This window comes from Sandarakinorhabdus sp. FBCC-B8862 (genome assembly GCF_059745315.1).
In genome coordinates this window covers 1,107,648-1,124,618 of record NZ_CM185574.1, presented here as the reverse complement: position 1 = coordinate 1,124,618, position 16,971 = coordinate 1,107,648, and the positions used below count along the sequence as shown (strand labels likewise).

Annotated in this window: 12 protein-coding genes; 7 read left to right on the top strand and 5 right to left on the bottom strand. The window is 67.3% G+C overall.

Annotation, left to right across the window (positions count from 1 at the left end):
* Window positions 1-5: 5 nt before the first annotated feature.
* The 4 genes from AC6BOR_RS05440 (at window position 6) to AC6BOR_RS05425 (ending at window position 6,892) form a co-directional block, all read left to right on the top strand.
* Window positions 6-1,799, top strand: coding sequence for an acyl-CoA dehydrogenase C-terminal domain-containing protein (locus tag AC6BOR_RS05440; protein ID WP_498060178.1), 1,794 nt, complete (start codon window positions 6-8; stop codon window positions 1,797-1,799).
* 133 nt (window positions 1,800-1,932) lie between these two features.
* Complete coding sequence (locus tag AC6BOR_RS05435) at window positions 1,933-3,144, top strand: acetyl-CoA C-acetyltransferase (protein WP_498060177.1); 1,212 nt, start codon at window positions 1,933-1,935, stop codon at window positions 3,142-3,144.
* 127 nt (window positions 3,145-3,271) lie between these two features.
* Window positions 3,272-5,458, top strand: coding sequence for a 3-hydroxyacyl-CoA dehydrogenase NAD-binding domain-containing protein (locus tag AC6BOR_RS05430; RefSeq protein WP_498060176.1), 2,187 nt, complete (start codon window positions 3,272-3,274; stop codon window positions 5,456-5,458).
* Between the two features lie 171 nt (window positions 5,459-5,629).
* Window positions 5,630-6,892 carry an oxidoreductase gene (locus AC6BOR_RS05425; protein ID WP_498060175.1) on the top strand — a complete coding sequence of 421 codons (1,263 nt, stop codon included), beginning with the start codon at window positions 5,630-5,632 and terminating at the stop codon, window positions 6,890-6,892.
* Here the strand turns inward: AC6BOR_RS05425 and cysK are convergent.
* On the bottom strand, window positions 6,889-7,809 hold the full coding sequence (gene cysK, locus AC6BOR_RS05420; protein WP_498060174.1) for a cysteine synthase A: 921 nt from the start codon (window positions 7,807-7,809) through the stop codon (window positions 6,889-6,891). The genes AC6BOR_RS05425 and cysK overlap by 4 nt on opposite strands.
* An 81-nt stretch (window positions 7,810-7,890) precedes the next feature.
* Window positions 7,891-9,135 (bottom strand): MFS transporter, encoded by a 1,245-nt coding sequence (locus tag AC6BOR_RS05415; protein WP_498060173.1) that lies wholly within the window; start codon window positions 9,133-9,135, stop codon window positions 7,891-7,893.
* Window positions 9,136-9,230: 95 nt separating this feature from the next.
* On the opposite strand from AC6BOR_RS05415, the gene AC6BOR_RS05410 reads away from it, so the two are divergent.
* Window positions 9,231-9,542, top strand: a complete 312-nt coding sequence (locus AC6BOR_RS05410) for a hypothetical protein (RefSeq protein WP_498060172.1) — start codon at window positions 9,231-9,233, stop codon at window positions 9,540-9,542.
* Window positions 9,543-9,544: 2 nt separating this feature from the next.
* Here the strand turns inward: AC6BOR_RS05410 and AC6BOR_RS05405 are convergent, their stop codons facing one another.
* On the bottom strand, window positions 9,545-11,878 hold the full coding sequence (locus AC6BOR_RS05405) for an ATP-dependent helicase (protein ID WP_498060171.1): 2,334 nt from the start codon (window positions 11,876-11,878) through the stop codon (window positions 9,545-9,547).
* A gap of 114 nt (window positions 11,879-11,992) precedes the next feature.
* On the opposite strand from AC6BOR_RS05405, the gene AC6BOR_RS05400 reads away from it, so the two are divergent.
* Entirely contained in the window at window positions 11,993-14,371 is a 2,379-nt protein-coding gene (locus AC6BOR_RS05400; RefSeq protein WP_498060170.1) for a putative bifunctional diguanylate cyclase/phosphodiesterase, read from the top strand.
* 9 nt (window positions 14,372-14,380) lie between these two features.
* Here the strand turns inward: AC6BOR_RS05400 and nudC are convergent, their stop codons facing one another.
* Together nudC and AC6BOR_RS05390 are read right to left on the bottom strand one after the other, a co-directional pair.
* Window positions 14,381-15,277, bottom strand: a complete 897-nt coding sequence (nudC, locus tag AC6BOR_RS05395; RefSeq protein WP_498060169.1) for an NAD(+) diphosphatase — start codon at window positions 15,275-15,277, stop codon at window positions 14,381-14,383.
* The gene (locus tag AC6BOR_RS05390; protein WP_498060168.1) at window positions 15,274-16,329 is read right to left on the bottom strand and encodes an A/G-specific adenine glycosylase; all 1,056 of its coding nucleotides are present in this window, start codon (window positions 16,327-16,329) and stop codon (window positions 15,274-15,276) included. The genes nudC and AC6BOR_RS05390 overlap by 4 nt, the downstream gene beginning before the upstream one ends.
* A gap of 25 nt (window positions 16,330-16,354) precedes the next feature.
* Between AC6BOR_RS05390 and AC6BOR_RS05385 the strand changes: the two genes are divergently transcribed.
* Window positions 16,355-16,876 carry a DUF721 domain-containing protein gene (locus AC6BOR_RS05385; RefSeq protein WP_498060166.1) on the top strand — a complete coding sequence of 174 codons (522 nt, stop codon included), beginning with the start codon at window positions 16,355-16,357 and terminating at the stop codon, window positions 16,874-16,876.
* Window positions 16,877-16,971 lie beyond the last annotated feature (95 nt).

Sequence of the window (16,971 nt, the reverse complement as noted above, 5' to 3'; positions counted from 1 at the left end):
CCGCCATGCCCCTCTATCGCGCCCCCGTCAAAGACACGCTGTTCGTGCTGGAGGCCGTGGCCGGCCTCTACAACCAGTCCCACGTGCCGGGGTTCGAAGCGGTGTCGCCTGATCTGGTCGAGGCCGTGCTCAACGAAGGCGGCAAATTCTGCGCCGAAGTGCTGGCGCCGCTCAATCTCCCCGGTGATCAACAGGGTTGCACCCGCCATCCCGATGGCAGCGTGACCGCCCCCGATGGCTTCAAGGCGGCCTACAAGGCGTTCTGCGATGGCGGCTGGGGTGGCCTCATCGCGCCCGAACATCATGGCGGTCAGGGCCTGCCCTACACCATCGGCGCGGTGATGCAGGAGTTCATCGCCGCCTCCAACATGGCGTTCGGCATGTATCCCGGCCTGTCCGAAGGCGCGCAGGCCGCCATCGAGGTGGTGGGTTCGCCGGAGCAGAAGGCGAAATGGCTGCCCAACATGGTGCAGGGCCGCTGGACCGGCACCATGAACCTGACCGAGCCGCACTGCGGCACCGATCTCGGCCTGATCCGCACCCGCGCCGAGCCGAACGCCGATGGCAGCTATGCCATCACCGGCACCAAGATCTTCATTTCGGCCGGCGAGCATGACCTGTCCGAAAACATCATCCACCTGGTGCTGGCCAAGACGCCGGGCGCGCCGGACAGTGTGAAGGGCATCAGCCTGTTCATCGTGCCCAAGTATATCGTGAATGACGATGGCAGCCTCGGCGCGCGCAACGCCGTCACCTGCGGCTCCATCGAACACAAGATGGGCATCCATGGCAACGCCACCTGCGTGATGAACTATGATGGCGCCACCGGCTATATGCTGGGGGAGGAGATGAAGGGCCTCGCCGCCATGTTCATCATGATGAACGCGGCGCGGCTGGGGGTCGGCATCCAGGGCCTCGCCCAGGCCGATGCCGCCTATCAGAACGCTGTCGAATATGCCAAGGGCCGCCTGCAGGGCCGCAGCCTGACGGGGCCGAAGAACCCCGAGGGCAAGGCCGATCCCATCATCGTCCACCCCGATGTGCGCCGCATGCTGATGGATGCGCGCGCCTTCACCGAAGCCATGCGCGCGCTGGTGCTGTGGGGTGCCATCCGGGTCGACCTGTCGCGCAAGGCCCCCGACGCCGCCGAGCGCGAAATGGCCGATGACCTGATCAGCCTCTTGACCCCGGTCATCAAGGGCTATGGCACTGATCGCGGCTATGAAGTCGCCACCAACTGCCAGCAGGTGCTGGGCGGCCACGGCTATATCGCCGAATGGGGCATGGAACAGTTCGTGCGCGATGCCCGCATCGCCATGATCTATGAAGGCACCAACGGCATCCAGGCGCTCGATCTGGTTGGCCGCAAGCTGGGTGCCAAGGGCGGCCGCGGCACCCAGGCCTGGCTGGCGCTGGTGGGCAGCGATCTCGCTGCTGCTGCTGCTGAAGAACGGCTGGCCTTCCTCACCGGGCCGCTGGGCAAGGCGCTGGCCGATGTGCAGGCCGGCATCATGTGGTTGTTGCAAAATGGCATGGCCAACCCCGACAATGCCGGGGCCGGCGCCACCGCCTTCATGCGCATGCTGGGCCATGCTGCGCTGGGCCATATGTGGCTGAAGATGGCGATGGCGTCGCAGGCCGCGCTCGATGCCGGCACGACCGATCCGGATTTCCACACCGCCAAGCTGATCACCGCCCGCTATTTCGCCGCGCGCGTGCTGCCCGAAACCGCGTCCCTGCGCGCCCAACTGGAAGCCGGGGCCGACGTGGTGATGGCGCTGCCGGAAGCGATGTTCTGACCAGACTGCTCCCCTCCCGCATGCGGGAGGGGTCGGGGGTGGGAATGGTCCCGCACACCCCCAGATTTCGAAGAACCCACCCCTAACCCCTCCCGCAAGCGGGAGGGGAACCAGAAGGCCAAGGAGACCAGAGATGACCGAAGCCTATATCTACGACACCGTCCGCACCCCACGCGGGAAGGGCCGCAAGGATGGCAAGCTGCACGAAATCACGCCGGTGCAACTGGCCACCCAGGTGCTGCAGGCCGTGCGCGACCGCAACAACATTGACACCGCCGATGTGGACGATGTGGTGCTGGGCTGCGTCTCCCCGGTCGGCGAACAGGGCAGCGACATCGCCCGCATTGCCGTCTTGAACGCCGATTATGCCGAAACAACCGCCGGCGTGCAGATCAACCGCTTCTGCGCCAGCGGTCTGGAGGCCACCAACATGGCCGCCGCCAAGGTGATGACCGGCGAAGCCATGTTCGCCATCGGCGGCGGCGTGGAGAGCATGTCCCGCGTGCCGATGGGCAGCGATGGCGCCGCCTGGGCCACCGATCCGTCGGTCGCCTTCAAGACCTATTTCGCGCCGCAGGGCATCGGCGCCGATCTCATTGCCACCAAATATGGCTTCAGCCGCAATGATGTGGATGCCTATGCGGTGGAATCGCAGCGCCGCGCGGCCCAGGCGTGGAGCGAAGGGCGGTTCAAGCGCTCGATCATGCCGGTGAAGGATGTGATCGGGGAAGTCGTGCTCGCCCATGACGAGCATATGCGCCCCAACACCGACATGCAGTCGCTGGGCGGCCTTGCCCCCAGCTTCCAGGCCATTGGCGAGGCGATGCCCGGCTTCGATGCCATTGCCCTGATGCGCTATCCTGAAATTGAAAAAATTGAGCATGTCCACCACGGCGGCAACTCGTCCGGCATCGTCGATGGCGCCGCCGCCATCCTGATCGGCAATAAGGAGATGGGCGAGAAATATGGCCTGAAGCCCCGCGCCCGCATCCGCGCCATGGCCAGCATCGGCAGTGAGCCGATGATCATGCTCACCGGCCCGGAATTTGTCGCCAACAAGGTGCTGCAACGCGCCGGCATGACCAAGGACGATATCGACCTGTTCGAACTCAATGAGGCGTTTGCGAGTGTCGTGCTGCGCTTCATGCAGGCATTGAACATCCCGCACGACAAGATCAACGTGAACGGCGGCGCCATCGCCATGGGCCACCCACTGGGCGCCACCGGCGCGATGATCCTGGGCACCGTGCTCGACGAGCTGGAGCGCACCGGCAAGGGCACCGCGCTGGTCAATCTGTGTGTGGGTGCCGGCATGGGTACGGGCACGATCATCGAGCGGATCTGAAGCTCCCCTCCCGCTTGCGGGAGGGGTCGGGGGTGGGTCTCCCCGCCCGGACCGTTCCTGCAATTGAAGAAAATTCCCACCCCCAGCCCCTCCCGCAGCCAAGAGGGGAGCAGAAGTGGAACCAACAATGACCACCGCAATCCACACCGAACTCGATGCCGACGGCATCCTCCTGCTCACCATCGACGTGCCCGGCCAGTCGATGAACGTCATCACGCCGGAACTGCAGGCCGATCTCGCCGCCGCGATTGAACGGCTGAAGACCGACGACGCCGTGAAGGGCGCCGTGCTCACTTCCGGCAAGGCCAGCGGCTTCATGGCCGGCGCAGACCTCAAGGGCATGGGCGCGCTGATGGGTGGCGGCAAGCCGCCTGAGGGCAAGTCGAAGATGGCCGCCCTGTTCGATGCCGTGTTCGGCCTCAACCGGCTGCTGCGCGATCTGGAAACCTGCGGCAAGCCGGTGGCCGCGGCGGTCAACGGACTCGCCTTGGGCGGCGGCCTCGAATTCGTGCTGGCCTGCCATTACCGGGTGATTGCCGACAATCCCAAGATCACGCTGGGCCTGCCGGAAATCATGGTCGGCCTGTTCCCGGGGGCCGGCGGCACCCAGCGGCTGCCGCGCCTGATGGGCGTGCAGGCGGCGCTGATGTATCTGCTGCAGGGCAAGAACATGAGCCCGCAGGAGGCGCTGGGCTTTGGCGTCGCGCAGGAAGTGGCGCCGCTGGCCGAGATCGTCGCCCGCGCCAAGGCCTGGGTGAAGGCCAACCCCAATGGCGGCGTGCAGCCGTGGGATGCCAAGAATTTCAAGATGCCCGGCGGCCCCGCCACCGCCTTGAACCCCAATTTCGCGCAGATGTTCGTGGGCGGCAACGCCATGACCCATGTGAACGCCGGCGACAATATGAACGCCCCGCGCGCCATCCTGTCGGCCGTCTATGAAGGCGTTCAGGTGCCGATGGACCTCGCCATCCGTATCGAGAGCAAATATTTCGCCAAGGTGGTGGCCGACCCGCAAGCCGGCAACATGATCCGCAGCCTGTTCGTCTCCAAACAGGCCGCCGAAAAGGGCGCGCGCCGCCCGAAAGACGTGCCGCCCGCGCCAACGAAGAAGGTCGCCATGCTCGGCGCCGGCCTGATGGGCGCTGGCATCGCCATGGTCTCGGCCCAGGCCGGGATCGAGGTGGTGCTGCTCGACACCACCCAGGAAGCCGCGGAAAAGGGCAAGCAATATACCGCTGACCGGCTGGCCAAGAAGAAGACGCCGGCCGACAAGGCGCAGGCCATTCTCGACCGCATCAAGCCGACCACCGATTATGCCGATCTCGCCGGCTGCGACCTGGTGATCGAGGCGGTGTTCGAAACCCGCGAGATCAAGGCCAAGGTGACCCAGGCCACCGAGGCCGTGCTCGGCCCGGATGTGATTTTCGGCTCCAACACCTCCACCCTGCCGATCACCGGCCTGGCCGAAGCCTGGTCCAAGCCCGAGAATTTCATCGGCATCCACTTCTTCTCGCCGGTGGAAAAAATGCCGCTGGTGGAAATCATCGTCGGCAAGAAGACCGGCGCCGCCGCCATCGCCAAAGCGCTGGATTATGTGGCGCAGATCCGCAAGACGCCGATCGTGGTCAACGACAGCCGCGGCTTCTACACCTCACGCTGCTTTGGCACCTATGTGCAGGAAGGCTTGGCGCTGCTGGGCGAAGGCACCGTGCCCGCGCTGATCGAAAATGTCGGCAAGCAGATGGGCATGCCGGTCGGCCCGCTCGCCGTGAACGACGAGGTTGGCCTCGACCTCAGCTACAAGGTCGCGCAGCAGACGAAGAAGGATCTGGGCGATGCCTACAAGGGCGGCCCGGGCGAGACCGTCATCGAAAATATGAACGAAATCGGCCGCTTCGGCCGCAAGAATGCCAAAGGTTTCTATGTCTATCCCGAAGGCGGGGCCAAGAAGTATCTCTGGCCCGATCTGGTGCAGACGGTGGCCGGCGGTCTTGCCGATACCCAGCCTGATGCCGCCGAGGTGAAGGAACGCCTGCTCTATCGCCAGCTCGTCGAATGCGCGCGCTGCATGGGCGAAGGCGTGCTGGAAACACCGCAGGATGGTGATCTCGGCGCCATCTTCGGCTGGGGCTTCGCGCCCTTCACCGGCGGGCCGTTCAGCGCGATGGACACGATCGGCATCGCCAATGTGGTGGCCACGCTGGACCGCCTGGCCCAGCGCCACGGCGAACGCTTCGCCCCGCCGCAATATCTGCGCGACATGGCGGCCAAGGGCGAAAGCTTCTACGGGCTGGCGGCGAAAAAGGCGGCCTGAACATCCTCCCCCTCTGGGGGCGGTGGCGCCGAAGGCGACGGAGGGGGCCGGCAAGCGCGGTCCTCTCTGCCCCCTCCGCCCTTCGGGCACCTCCCCCAGCGGGGGAGGATCATCTCTTGCGCATCTTGGCACACCACGGCACCCTCTGCGCCAAACAGAGGGTCCCGCATCATGTCCGTCGCCGCGCCGTTCGCCCTGCCCAACGGGCAGTCGTTCCGCAACCGCATCGCCAAGGCAGCGATGACGGAGGGGCTGGCCTTCAGGGATGGCCTGCCCAATCCGGCCCACGACAATCTTTACCGCCGCTGGGCGGATCGCGGCTGCGGCCTGCTCATCACCGGCAATGTCATCATCGATCGCGGCCATCTGGAGCGGCCGGGCAATGTGATTGTCGATGGCCCGCTTGGGTCCGAAGGCAAGGCCGCCTGGGCGCGCTGGGCGGCGGCGGCCACATCCGGCGGCACCCAGGCCTGGGTGCAGATCAATCATGCCGGCCGCCAGACCCAGAAAAGCGTCAACCCCCACCCGCGCGCGCCGTCCGCCGTGCCGCTGGCGCTGCCGGGCGGCCAGTTCGGCATGCCGGTGCCGCTCACCGGTTTGGAAATCCCCGATCTCATCGCCCGCTGGGCCAACGCCGCCGCCATCGCGCGCGAGGCCGGCTTCACCGGCGTGCAGGTCCACGCTGCCCACGGCTATCTCATCAGCCAGTTCCTCTCCCCGCTCGCCAACCAGCGGCGGGATGAATGGGGCGGCACGCTGGAAAACCGCGCCCGCTTCCTCACCGAAACCGTCAAGGCCGTGCGCGCCGCGGTCGGCAGCGATTTCACCCTGTCGGTCAAGCTCAACAGCGCCGATTTCCAGAAGGGTGGCTTTGCCTTTGACGAATGCATCACGGTCGCCGGTTGGCTGGCCGATCTCGGCGTCGATTGTCTGGAACTGTCGGGTGGCACCTATGAACAGCCGGCGATGATGGACATGGAAGGTCTCACCCCGCGCGAGGAGCCGAAGCAAGGCTCCACCCGCCAGCGCGAGGCCTATTTCGTGGCTTTGGCCAAGGCGCTGATGCAGGCGAAAACCCCGCCGCTGATGGTCACTGGCGGCTTCCGCACCCTGAATGCCATGGAAGATGCCATCGCCAGCGGCATCGCGCTGGTCGGCGTCGGCCGGCCGCTGTGCGCCGAACCCGATTGCGTCACCGAGCTAATCGACGGCCATATCGAAGAGCTGCCGCGCTTTGAAGACCGGCTCGCCATCGGCCCCGGCTGGCTGGGGCCAGCATCGCCGTTCAAGCTGGTGCGCACCATCAACGGCTTTGCCGCCCAGGCCTGGTATTATCAGCAGATCAGGCGCGTCGCCGCCAACGGGACCGCTGAAAAGCTGAACCCGTTCAAGGCCTTCCTGGCCGAAGACAAGGAAAACAAGGCGCGGGCTTAGCCGCCCGGCAGAAACTCCGGCACCGACAGGTAACGCTCACCCGTGTCATAGTTGAAGCCAATCACCCGCGCCCCTTTGGGCAGTTCCTTCAGCTTCAGCGCAATGCCCGCCAGCGTCGCGCCCGAGGAGATGCCGACCAGCATGCCCTCCTCCTTGGCGGCGCGCAGGGCCCAGGCCTTGGCATCGCCGGCCTCCACCTGCACCACCCCGTCGAGCACGCTCATGTCGAGATTCTTCGGGATGAAGCCGGCGCCAATGCCCTGGATCGGGTGCGGGGAGGGGGAGCCGCCGGAAATGACCGGGCTGGCCGCCGGTTCCACCGCAAACACCTTCAGTGCCGGCCAATGCTGCTTCAGCACGCGGGCGGTGCCGCTGATATGGCCGCCGGTGCCCACGCCGGTCACCAGCGCATCCGGCGGGCTGTCGGCGAAATCGGCGATGATTTCCAGCGCAGTGGTGCGTTCGTGCACGGCGATATTGGCCGGGTTTTCAAACTGCTGCGGCATCCAGGCGCCGGGCGTGGTGGCCACGATCTCCATGGCGCGGGCGATGGCGCCGTTCATGCCCTTCTCGCGCGGCGTCAGATCAAAGGTCGCGCCATAGGCCAGCATCAGCCGCCGCCGCTCGATCGACATGCTCTCGGGCATGACGAGGATCAGCTTGTAGCCTTTCACCGCCGCCACCATGGCCAGGCCAATGCCGGTGTTGCCACTGGTCGGCTCCACGATGATGCCGCCGGGCTTCAGCGTGCCATCCGCCTCGGCCGCTTCCACCATGGCCAGCGCGATGCGGTCCTTGATCGATCCGCCGGGGTTCGACCGTTCCGATTTGATCCACACCTCGGCATCCGGGAACAATTTGCCCATGCGCACATGCGGCGTGCCGCCAATGGTCTCGAGGATGTTGCTGGCCTTCATGGGCGTTCCTTTCCGGCAAATCTGCGCCAACCATAAGCCCGCGCTGGCATCGCGCCAATCGCGGAAAATCTTGGGGGCTGTCTATCCCGGCTTCTGATCATCAAACCGGTCGGCCAGCCGCAATTGCGGGAAGCGCCAGGCCCACAAGATGGTCACCAGCACCGCGCCGATGCCGCCCACGATCACCGATGGCACCGCCCCCAGATAGCGCGCCGCCATGCCGGATTCCATCTCGCCCAGTTCGTTGCTGGCCGAAATGAACAGGCCCGACACGCTGGACACCCGGCCACGCATGTCGTCCGCCGTGTGCAGCTGAATGAGGCTGCCGCGCACGAACACGCTCACCGCATCGGCCGCGCCCAGCACGAACAGTGCGCCAAGGGACAGCGGGTAGGAGGTGGAGAGGCCGAACACCACGGTGGCCAGCCCGAACACCGCCACGCTGCCAAACATCACCGGCCCCACCCGCCGCTTCAACGGCCGGCTGGCCAGCAGCACCGCCACCAGCACGGCGCCTGCCGAGGGCGCGGCCCGCAGCGGCCCCAATCCTTCGACGCCGACATGCAGCACATCGCGGGCATAAACCGGCAGCATGGCGGTCGCCCCGCCCAGCAGCACGGCAAACAGATCCAGGCTGATCGCCCCCAGCAGCACCCGGTTGTGCCGCACATAGGCCACGCCTTCGACCAGGCTGCGCCACGGGCTGATCGTTGCCGGGGCCGGGCGCGGCACCGGGCGGATGATCATCAGGCACAAGAAGGTGATGCCAAAGGCGATCGTCGCCGCGCCATAGGCGGCCAATGGCGACACGGCATAAAGAAACGCCCCCAGCGGCGGGCCGAGCACCGCGCCCGATTGCCAGCTGATGCTGTTCAGCGCGATGGCCTGGGGCAGCAGCTCACGCGGCACCAGATTGGGGGCCAGGGCGGCCATTGATGGCCCCTGAAACGCCCGGCCCACGCCCAGCAGCGCCGCCACGGTGAACAGCGCCGCCATCGAGGCGACCCCGCCAAACGAGGCCCAGGCCAGCACCCCGGCACAGCCCAGCTCCAGCGCCACCGCCGCCCGCGCGATGTGGCGCCGGTCCATCCGGTCGGCAATCACGCCCACCACCAGCGCCAGGCAAAACAACGGCAGAAACTGCGCCAGGCCAATCAGGCCCAGCAGGAAGGCGGCATCGTCCACACTGCGGGTGGCGCGCGCGATGTCATAGACCTGCCAGCCGATGACGATCACCATCATCATGCCGGCGATGGTCGCGAAAAATCGCGCCGCCCAGAACGCCCGGTAATCGCGGATCAGCAGGGGCGGCGGAATGCTGGGCATGGGCCGACCATAGAAAGCGGCCGGGCCACTGGCAACCATGGCCATGGCATCGCCACGGCTTTGTCAGCCGCCGCACAATGGGTTATGCCTGTGCCATGGCAACCCTGCGTCATCTTCCGGGCGTCATGCTCGCCCTCGCCCTGCTGATCGTGGGCGCGGCGCACATGGTGGCGGCCTGGGTCGGGTGGTCAGATCGCTTTGGGCCGCTAGTGGCGGCGCTGGCGCTGCTGATGTCGCTGTTCGGCGGCTTCAACGCCTATGGCATTGTCGGCGGTTTCTTCTTTGCCATGGATTATCTGCGCTGGAACGAGATTGAAAGCGGCGCCTTTGCCGCCATCGGCATGCTCTTTGCCACGCGCGGCCTGATCGCCACCATCCTGCGCATGTTCACCGCCCGCGCGGACTGAGCCTATCCCTCTTTCAGGCTGACAAAACTGTCGAGCACGCGCTTGCGGCCGGCGGCGGGGAAATCAATCTCCAGCTTGTTGCCGTCCACATGCACCACCGTGCCCTCGCCGAACTTGGCATGGAACACGCGGGAACCCCGCTTGAAGCCGGGCATCGGCGCCAGGCTGATGGCGCTCACCCGCGCCTCGCGCGGCGGGGCGGCGCTGCGCGGGCCGAAATCGCGGCCAAAACCCTGCTTGGCGGCCTGCCAGCCTGAACCCGTCTGCCCCGATCGCGCCCGGTCCCAGCCCGGCCCGCGCCCGGTGCCGCGCTGCATGTCGGCAAAGGGATCGCCGCCGGCCAGCGCCGCGCGCCACAGGCTGGGCCCGCCCGACAATGTGGAGCGTTCATCAACATGCGCCTCGCCCAGTTCGGCAACAAAGCGGCTGGGCAATGCCGCCGTCCACTGGCCATAGACCTGCCGGTTGGCGGCGTGCAGCACATGGGCGCGCACCCGGGCGCGGGTGATGCCGACATAGGCCAGCCGCCGCTCTTCCTCCAGCGCAGCCGTCCCGCCTTCATCCAGCGCGCGCTGGCTGGGGAACACGCCTTCCTCCCAACCGGGCAGGAAAACATGATCAAATTCCAGCCCCTTGGCGGCGTGCAGGGTCATGATGGTGATCTTCTCGCCATCGGCCGCCGCCTCATTGTCCATCACCAGCGAGACATGCTCCAGGAACGCGGTCAGGCTGGGATAATCGCCCATCGCCCGCACCAGTTCCTTGAGGTTATCAAGCCGGCCATCGGCTTCGGTCGACTTGTCGGCCTGCCACATGGCGACATAGCCCGATTCTTCCAGCACCAGTTCGGCCAGTTCGGCATGGTTCAGCGTGTCGGCGGCATCACGCCAGCGCGCCACATCGGTGAGGAAGCCGCGCAGCGCCCGCCGCGCCGCCGGGGTGAGATCATCGCCTTCCGCCACATGGGCGGCGGCGCGCGACAGCGGCAGGTTCAACCGGCGCGCGGCGGCGTGCAGCGTGCCCATCGCCTTGTCGCCCAGGCCGCGCTTGGGCACGTTGACGATACGTTCAAACGCCAGCGCATCATCGGGCGATTGCACCAGCCGCAGATAGGCCAGCGCATCGCGGATTTCCGCCCGCTCATAAAAGCGGAAGCCGCCAACGATGCGATAGGGCAGGCCGATGGCGATGAACCGGTCTTCAAACAGCCTGGTCTGGAACTGGGCGCGCACCAGGATCGCCATGTCATTCAATGACACGCCTTCGCGGCCCAGCCGTTCGGCCTCGTCGCCCACGGTGCGGGCTTCCTCCGGCCCGTCCCACACGCCGGTCACCGCCACCTTCTCGCCGGTGCTGTGCTGGGTGAACAGGGATTTGCCCAGCCGGCCATTGTTGTGGGCAATCAGATGGTTGGCCGCGGCGAGGATATGCGGGGTGGACCGGTAATTCTCTTCCAGCCGGATCAGCTTGGCGCCGGGGAAATCCGCTTCAAAGCGCAGGATATTGGCCACCTCCGCCCCGCGCCAGCTGTAGATCGACTGGTCATCATCGCCCACGCAGGCGATGTTGCGGCGGTCGCCCACCAGCGCCTTCAGCCATTGATATTGGGCCTGGTTGGTGTCCTGATACTCGTCCACCATCACATAGCGGAAGCGCTCGCGATAATCGGCCAGCACATCGGGATGGCGGGCAAAGATGGTCAGCATATGGAGCAGCAGATCGCCGAAATCCGCCGCGTTCAGCTGCACCAGCCGCTCCTGATAACGGGCATAAAGCGCCGCGCCGCCGCCCTTGGCGCCATCGGCAAAGGCAAAGCTTTCACCCGGCGGCACCTGTTCTGGCAACAGGCCGCGGTTTTTCCAGCGGTCGATCAGGCTGGCCAGCTGCTTGGCCGGCCAGCGCTTTTCATCCAGCCCGGCCTCCGTCACCACCTGTTTCAGCAGGCGCAGCTGGTCATCGGTATCAAGGATGGTGAACTGCGGGTTCAGGCCCACAAGCCCGGCATGGCGGCGCAGCATTTTGGCTGACAGGGCGTGGAAGGTGCCCAGCCAGGGCAAGCCTTCGGCCATGCCGCCCAGCAGCAGCTCCGTGCGGTGGCGCATCTCGCGCGCCGCCTTGTTGGTGAAGGTGACGGCCAGCACCTGCGACGGCCAGGCCAGCCGGTTGAACAATATATGCGCCAGCCGCGCAGTGAGCGCCTTGGTCTTGCCGGTGCCGGCGCCAGCCAGGATCAGCACCGGGCCCTCGGTGGTTGTCACCGCGTCGCGCTGGGCCGGGTTGAGCCCGGCCAGCCAGGGCGGGCCCTGCAACGAATCAGGCGTGGGGGCAGGCAGCATGGGTGAACAAGTATGGAACAAACCTGCGCCTGCCAAGCCCGTGCCACCCGATTGATTCAATCTGCCGCGCGCCTCGCCGTTTCAGCCGGCACGACCAATGGGAGCGGACGCACGATGACAGCCATGCTGAAACCGCCGGTGCAGGTGGCGCGCAATCTGGGGTGGCGCCAGGTGCTGGGCGCCGGGCAGGGCGGCGATGGCTTCTGGGCGCATGTGCGCGGCCAGCAACTGCTGCTCCTGAACGCCGCCATCCCCTTCAACATCGGCCTGCTGGTGATCAACATGGCGGTGCTGCTCGCCCTGTTCGGCCCGGCGGTGCCCTTTGCCCAATTGGCGCCCTGGCTGGCGGGCTTTGCCGGCCTGTCGCTGATGTGGAGCGTGCGGGCCATAAGGCGCGGCCGGGCCGGCGTGCCGGCCACTGCCAGCCATGGCCGCTTCTGGCGGGTGACGGCGGAAATCGCCACATTGGGCCTGTGCTGGGCCGGCCTGTTGTTTGCGCTGCTGCCGGTGCTGCCGGCTGATCGCCAGGCCGTGCTGATGATCTTCTCGCTGATCTTCATGGGCGCCATCAGCAACGCAGCGGCCACCATGCCGGTGGCGGTGCTGGCGGTGGTGGCGGCGATTGCCGGATCGATGTGGGCGGCGCTGCCGGCCGGCGCACCGCTGGAACATCCGATGGTGGCGCTGGGGCTGGCCAGTTTTGCCCTGATCAAGCTGCGCGCCGCCTTGGCCACCACCTATCAAACCATGGCGCGGCTGAAGAGCGATGCCGATCTGAAGGATCAGGGCGAGGTGGTCCGCCTGCTGCTCAACGAATATGAATCCAACGGCAGCGACTGGCTGCTGGAACTGGATGCGCAGGGCCGGCTCACCCATGTCACCACGCGCTTTGCCGATGTGGCGCGGCGGCCGCGCGGCGATCTCATCGGCCAGCCGCTGCTCAGCCTGATCGATCCCGCCCAGGGCGGCGCGGCGGTGGTGGCGCTGGCCCATGCGCTTCGCCAGGTGCAGCCGTTCCGCGATCTGGTGGTGCCGGTGCCGCTCGGCCGCGATTTGCGCTGGTGGGCATTGTCGGGCACGCCGAAACAGGATGGCCAGGGCAATTTCACCGGCTTCCGCGGCGTCGGCCGTGATGTGACCGAGGTGCGCCGCAGCCAGGAACGCATCGCCCAGCTGGCGCGCTTCGATCCGCTCACAGGCCTCGCCAACCGCAGCCTGTTCCGCGAAACGCTCGACGATGTGGTCGATCGCGCCATCGCCAGCGGTCGGCCGGCGGCGCTGCTGTTCGTCGATCTCGATCGCTTCAAGGCGGTGAACGATGGCTTTGGCCATGCCGCCGGCGATTATCTGCTGCGCCAGGTCGCCCAACGGCTGCAGGGACTGGTGAAGGGCGGCGCCACCATCGCCCGGCTGGGGGGCGACGAATTCGCCATCCTGCTGCCCGATGGCAGTGGTGACCGGCCGGCCCGGCTCGCTGCCCAGATCGTCAAGGACATGGCCCGGCCCTTCCCGCTGGGCGACACCGGCCGCGCCGGCGCCGTGGTGGGCGACACCGGCCGCGCCGGCGCCGTGGTGGGCGCATCGGTGGGCTGGGCGCGCGTGCCCGATGATGCCCGCACGCCCGAAAGCCTGCTGCGCTGCGCCGATCTTGCCCTCTATCAGGTCAAGGGCCAGGGCCGCGGCGCCGCCTGCCAATATTCCGCCGAAATGGCCGAAGCTGCCGCCCACCGACGCCGGCTGGAAGGCGATCTCGCCTCTGCGCTGGAACAGGATCAACTCGCCCTGATGTTCCAGCCGGTGGTGGACGCGGCCGACGAACGCATCACCGGGTTCGAGGCGCTGCTGCGCTGGCACCATCCCGAACTCGGCACCATCCCGCCACTGGATTTCATCCCCATCGCCGAGGATACGGGCCTGATCGTCCCCATCGGCCATTGGGTGATCGACCGGGCGCTGGCCTGGGCCGCCCGTTGGCCCCAGCATGTCCGCGTAGCTGTCAACCTGTCCGCCGTGCAGATGGAGGATGTCGATCTGCCCGTCCACATCGCCGCTGCGCTGGCCCGCCACCGCGTCACCGCCGACCGGCTGGAGCTGGAAATCACCGAAAGCCTGTTCCTCGCCGAAAAGCCGGCGGTGCAGCAGGTGCTCGCCGAATTGACCGCCCTGGGCCTCAACTTCGCGCTGGATGATTTCGGCACCGGCTATTCGGCGCTCGGCACGCTGCAAAAGGCCAGCTTCAGCCGCATCAAGATCGATCGCAGCTTCGTCAAACGCGCCACTGCCTTGGGCGATGATGCCAGCGCCATCATCCAGGCCATCGTGCGGCTGGCCGCCAGCCTCGACATGGCCACCACCGCCGAAGGCACCGAAACCCGCGCCGCCTTCGAACTGTGCCGCGATCTCGGCTGCACCCAGGTGCAGGGCTTTCTGTTCGGCCGGCCGATGCCGCCGGAACAGGCAACCACGCTGGTGGCCGATCTGGCCCCCGTCTAAGCTTTGCGCCTAGCTCTCCACCCACGCCTTCAGCAGCGTGTGGGCAATGGCCAGCGGCGGCGGCGCCAGCCAGTCGCCCTCACCGGCGAGCGCCGCGCGCACGTCGTCCTTCGTCACCCAGCGCACCTCCTCCAGCTCCTCCGCGTCCAGCCGCACCTCAAAACCGTCCGCTTCGGCAAAGCAGGCGATCATCAGGCTGGACGGGAAGGGCCAGGGCTGGCTGGCGAGATAGCGCACGCGGCGTGTGGTGATGCCGGCCTCTTCCCACAATTCGCGGCGCACCGCCTCCTCCAGGCTCTCGCCCGGCTCGACGAATCCGGCCAGGGCCGACAGGAAGCGCTTGGGAAAGCGCGGCTGCCGGCCGATCAGGGCGTGGCCGTCCTTCACGGCCAGCATGATCACCACCGGGTCCACCCGCGGGAAATGCTCCGCCCCGCAGGCGCCGCAATTGCGGCTCCAGCCGCCCTTCGCCAGCGTGGTCGGCGCGCCGCACACCGCGCAATGGCCGTGGCGCTGGTGCCAATCGATCAGGCTGCGCCCCTGCGCCACGATGGCCGCGTCCCCGGCTGGCAGGATCGCGCCAGCCGCCCGCGCATCCAGCAGTTTGCCGCCGAAATCGCGCACCAGCTCGTCTGAAGGGGCAGCGGCGGCAAAGCGCGGGCCTTCCGGCGCCATGCCCAGAAACACGCTCAACGCATCATGCGGCAGGTCCGACCGATAGGCCCACAGGATCGCCGGATTGTCCCCCGGCTTGATCACCGGGTTCAGTCCATCCAGCACCAGCCAGCGCGCATCGGGCCGGGCCCGCATGGCGATCAGCGCGGCGGGATCGCGCCTGATCTCATCGGCCCGGTCGAGCGTTCCCCCGCAAAAGCCGGTGGCCGGCACATCGAAAAACATGGTCATGCCGCATTTGTCCCGTCATCGCCGCCCTGCGCAAGCGCCAGCTGCACCGCCTTGGCAAAAAGCGTGGGCAGGCCGGTCGCTGCGCCGCCCACCGCCACCCATTCGCCGTCCAGTTCCGGCCGTGCAGCCAGCCGCAGCGCCTTCACTGCCAGCGCCAGCTCGAAATGGGTGAAGCCATGGCGCACCACCCCCAAGGTCTGCCAATCCCCCGCCAGCGGCGCCACCGCTGCCTGCCCCCGCCAGTCACAGCTGGGCAGCGCCCGCATCCCGCCGAGCAGCCCCTTCGCCGGCCGTCGCACCAGCAGCACCTGTCCCTCTGCCTCGATCCACCAGGCCGTGCCCTGGCGCTGCGGCCGGGCCTTCTTCGCCGGCTTCACCGGAAAATCCTCGGGCGCGCCGGTCTGCCGGCCAGCGCAGGCAGCCGCGATCGGGCAGGCGAGGCAGCGCGGCGTTTTCACCGTGCACACCCGCCGCGCCAGATCCATCAGCGCTTGTGCAAAATCCCCGGCCCGGCCTTGGGGCAACACCGCCGCCAACGCCTCCCGGATCGCGGTGCGCGCGCCCGGCAACGGCTCGGCCAGCGCCAGCAGCCGCGTCACCACCCGTTCGACATTGCCATCGATCACCACGGCATCGCGCCCAAAGCCAAAGGCCGCCACCGCCGCCGCCGTGTAATCGCCAATGCCGGGCAGGGCGCGCAGGGCGGCCTCCTCCCCCGGAAAACGCCCGCCATGCTGTGCCACCACGGCGCGGGCGCAGGCCAGAAGATTACGGGCACGGGCATAATAACCGAGCCCCGCCCAGGCCTGCATCAGATCATCATCATCGCAGGCCGCCAGCGCCGCCACAGTGGGCCAGCGTGCGGTGAAGGCGTGGAAATAGGGGGTCGCCGCCTCCACTGTCGTCTGTTGCAGCATCACTTCCGAAAGCCACACGCGATAGGGCCAATCGGGATCATCGGGCAGCGCCGCGGCCGGCGGGTTGCGCCACGGCAGCACCCGGGCATGGGCACCATACCAGGTCAGCAGATCGTGCGGCCAGCTATCACTCACGGCCCCGCTATGGCATGAAAGCCGGATGGCCAAAAAGCCCCCCCAATCAACTCCCGAGAAACGGCCCGAAACACCGCGCGGCCGCACCCGCGCCATCGCCGATCTGGTCGGCGATGTCGGCGGCGTCGCCTTCCGCCGCTTTGGCTTCACGCAAGGGGCGCTGATCGAACGCTGGCCCGAGATCGTCGGCGAAACCTATGCCCGCCATTGCCGCCCACTGCGCCTGCGCTTTGCCCGCGGCGCACGCGAACAGGGCACGCTGGCCATTGCCGCCACCGGCGCGCTGGCCCCGATGCTGCGCCACGTCGAACCCCAGATCATCGACCGCGCCAACCGCATCCTCGGCTATGCCGCCGTCGCCCGCATCGCCATCGAACAGGGTGCCCAGGCCGCCACCCCGCCGCCGCCGCCGCCACCCAAACCCGGCCCACTGCCCGAATCGGCCCGCTCCACCCTGAAACAGATCGAAGATCCGGAACTCCGGGCCACACTGCAAAGCCTGGCCGAAGCGCTCGCCACCAGCCACGGCCCACCCAAGATCAGATAGGGCTGCCCGGCCGCTGCCCTATTCCGCCCTGTGGGCACCTCCCCCAGAGGGGACAGATATCACGTGATCCTCCCCCTCTGGGGGAGGTGGCACGT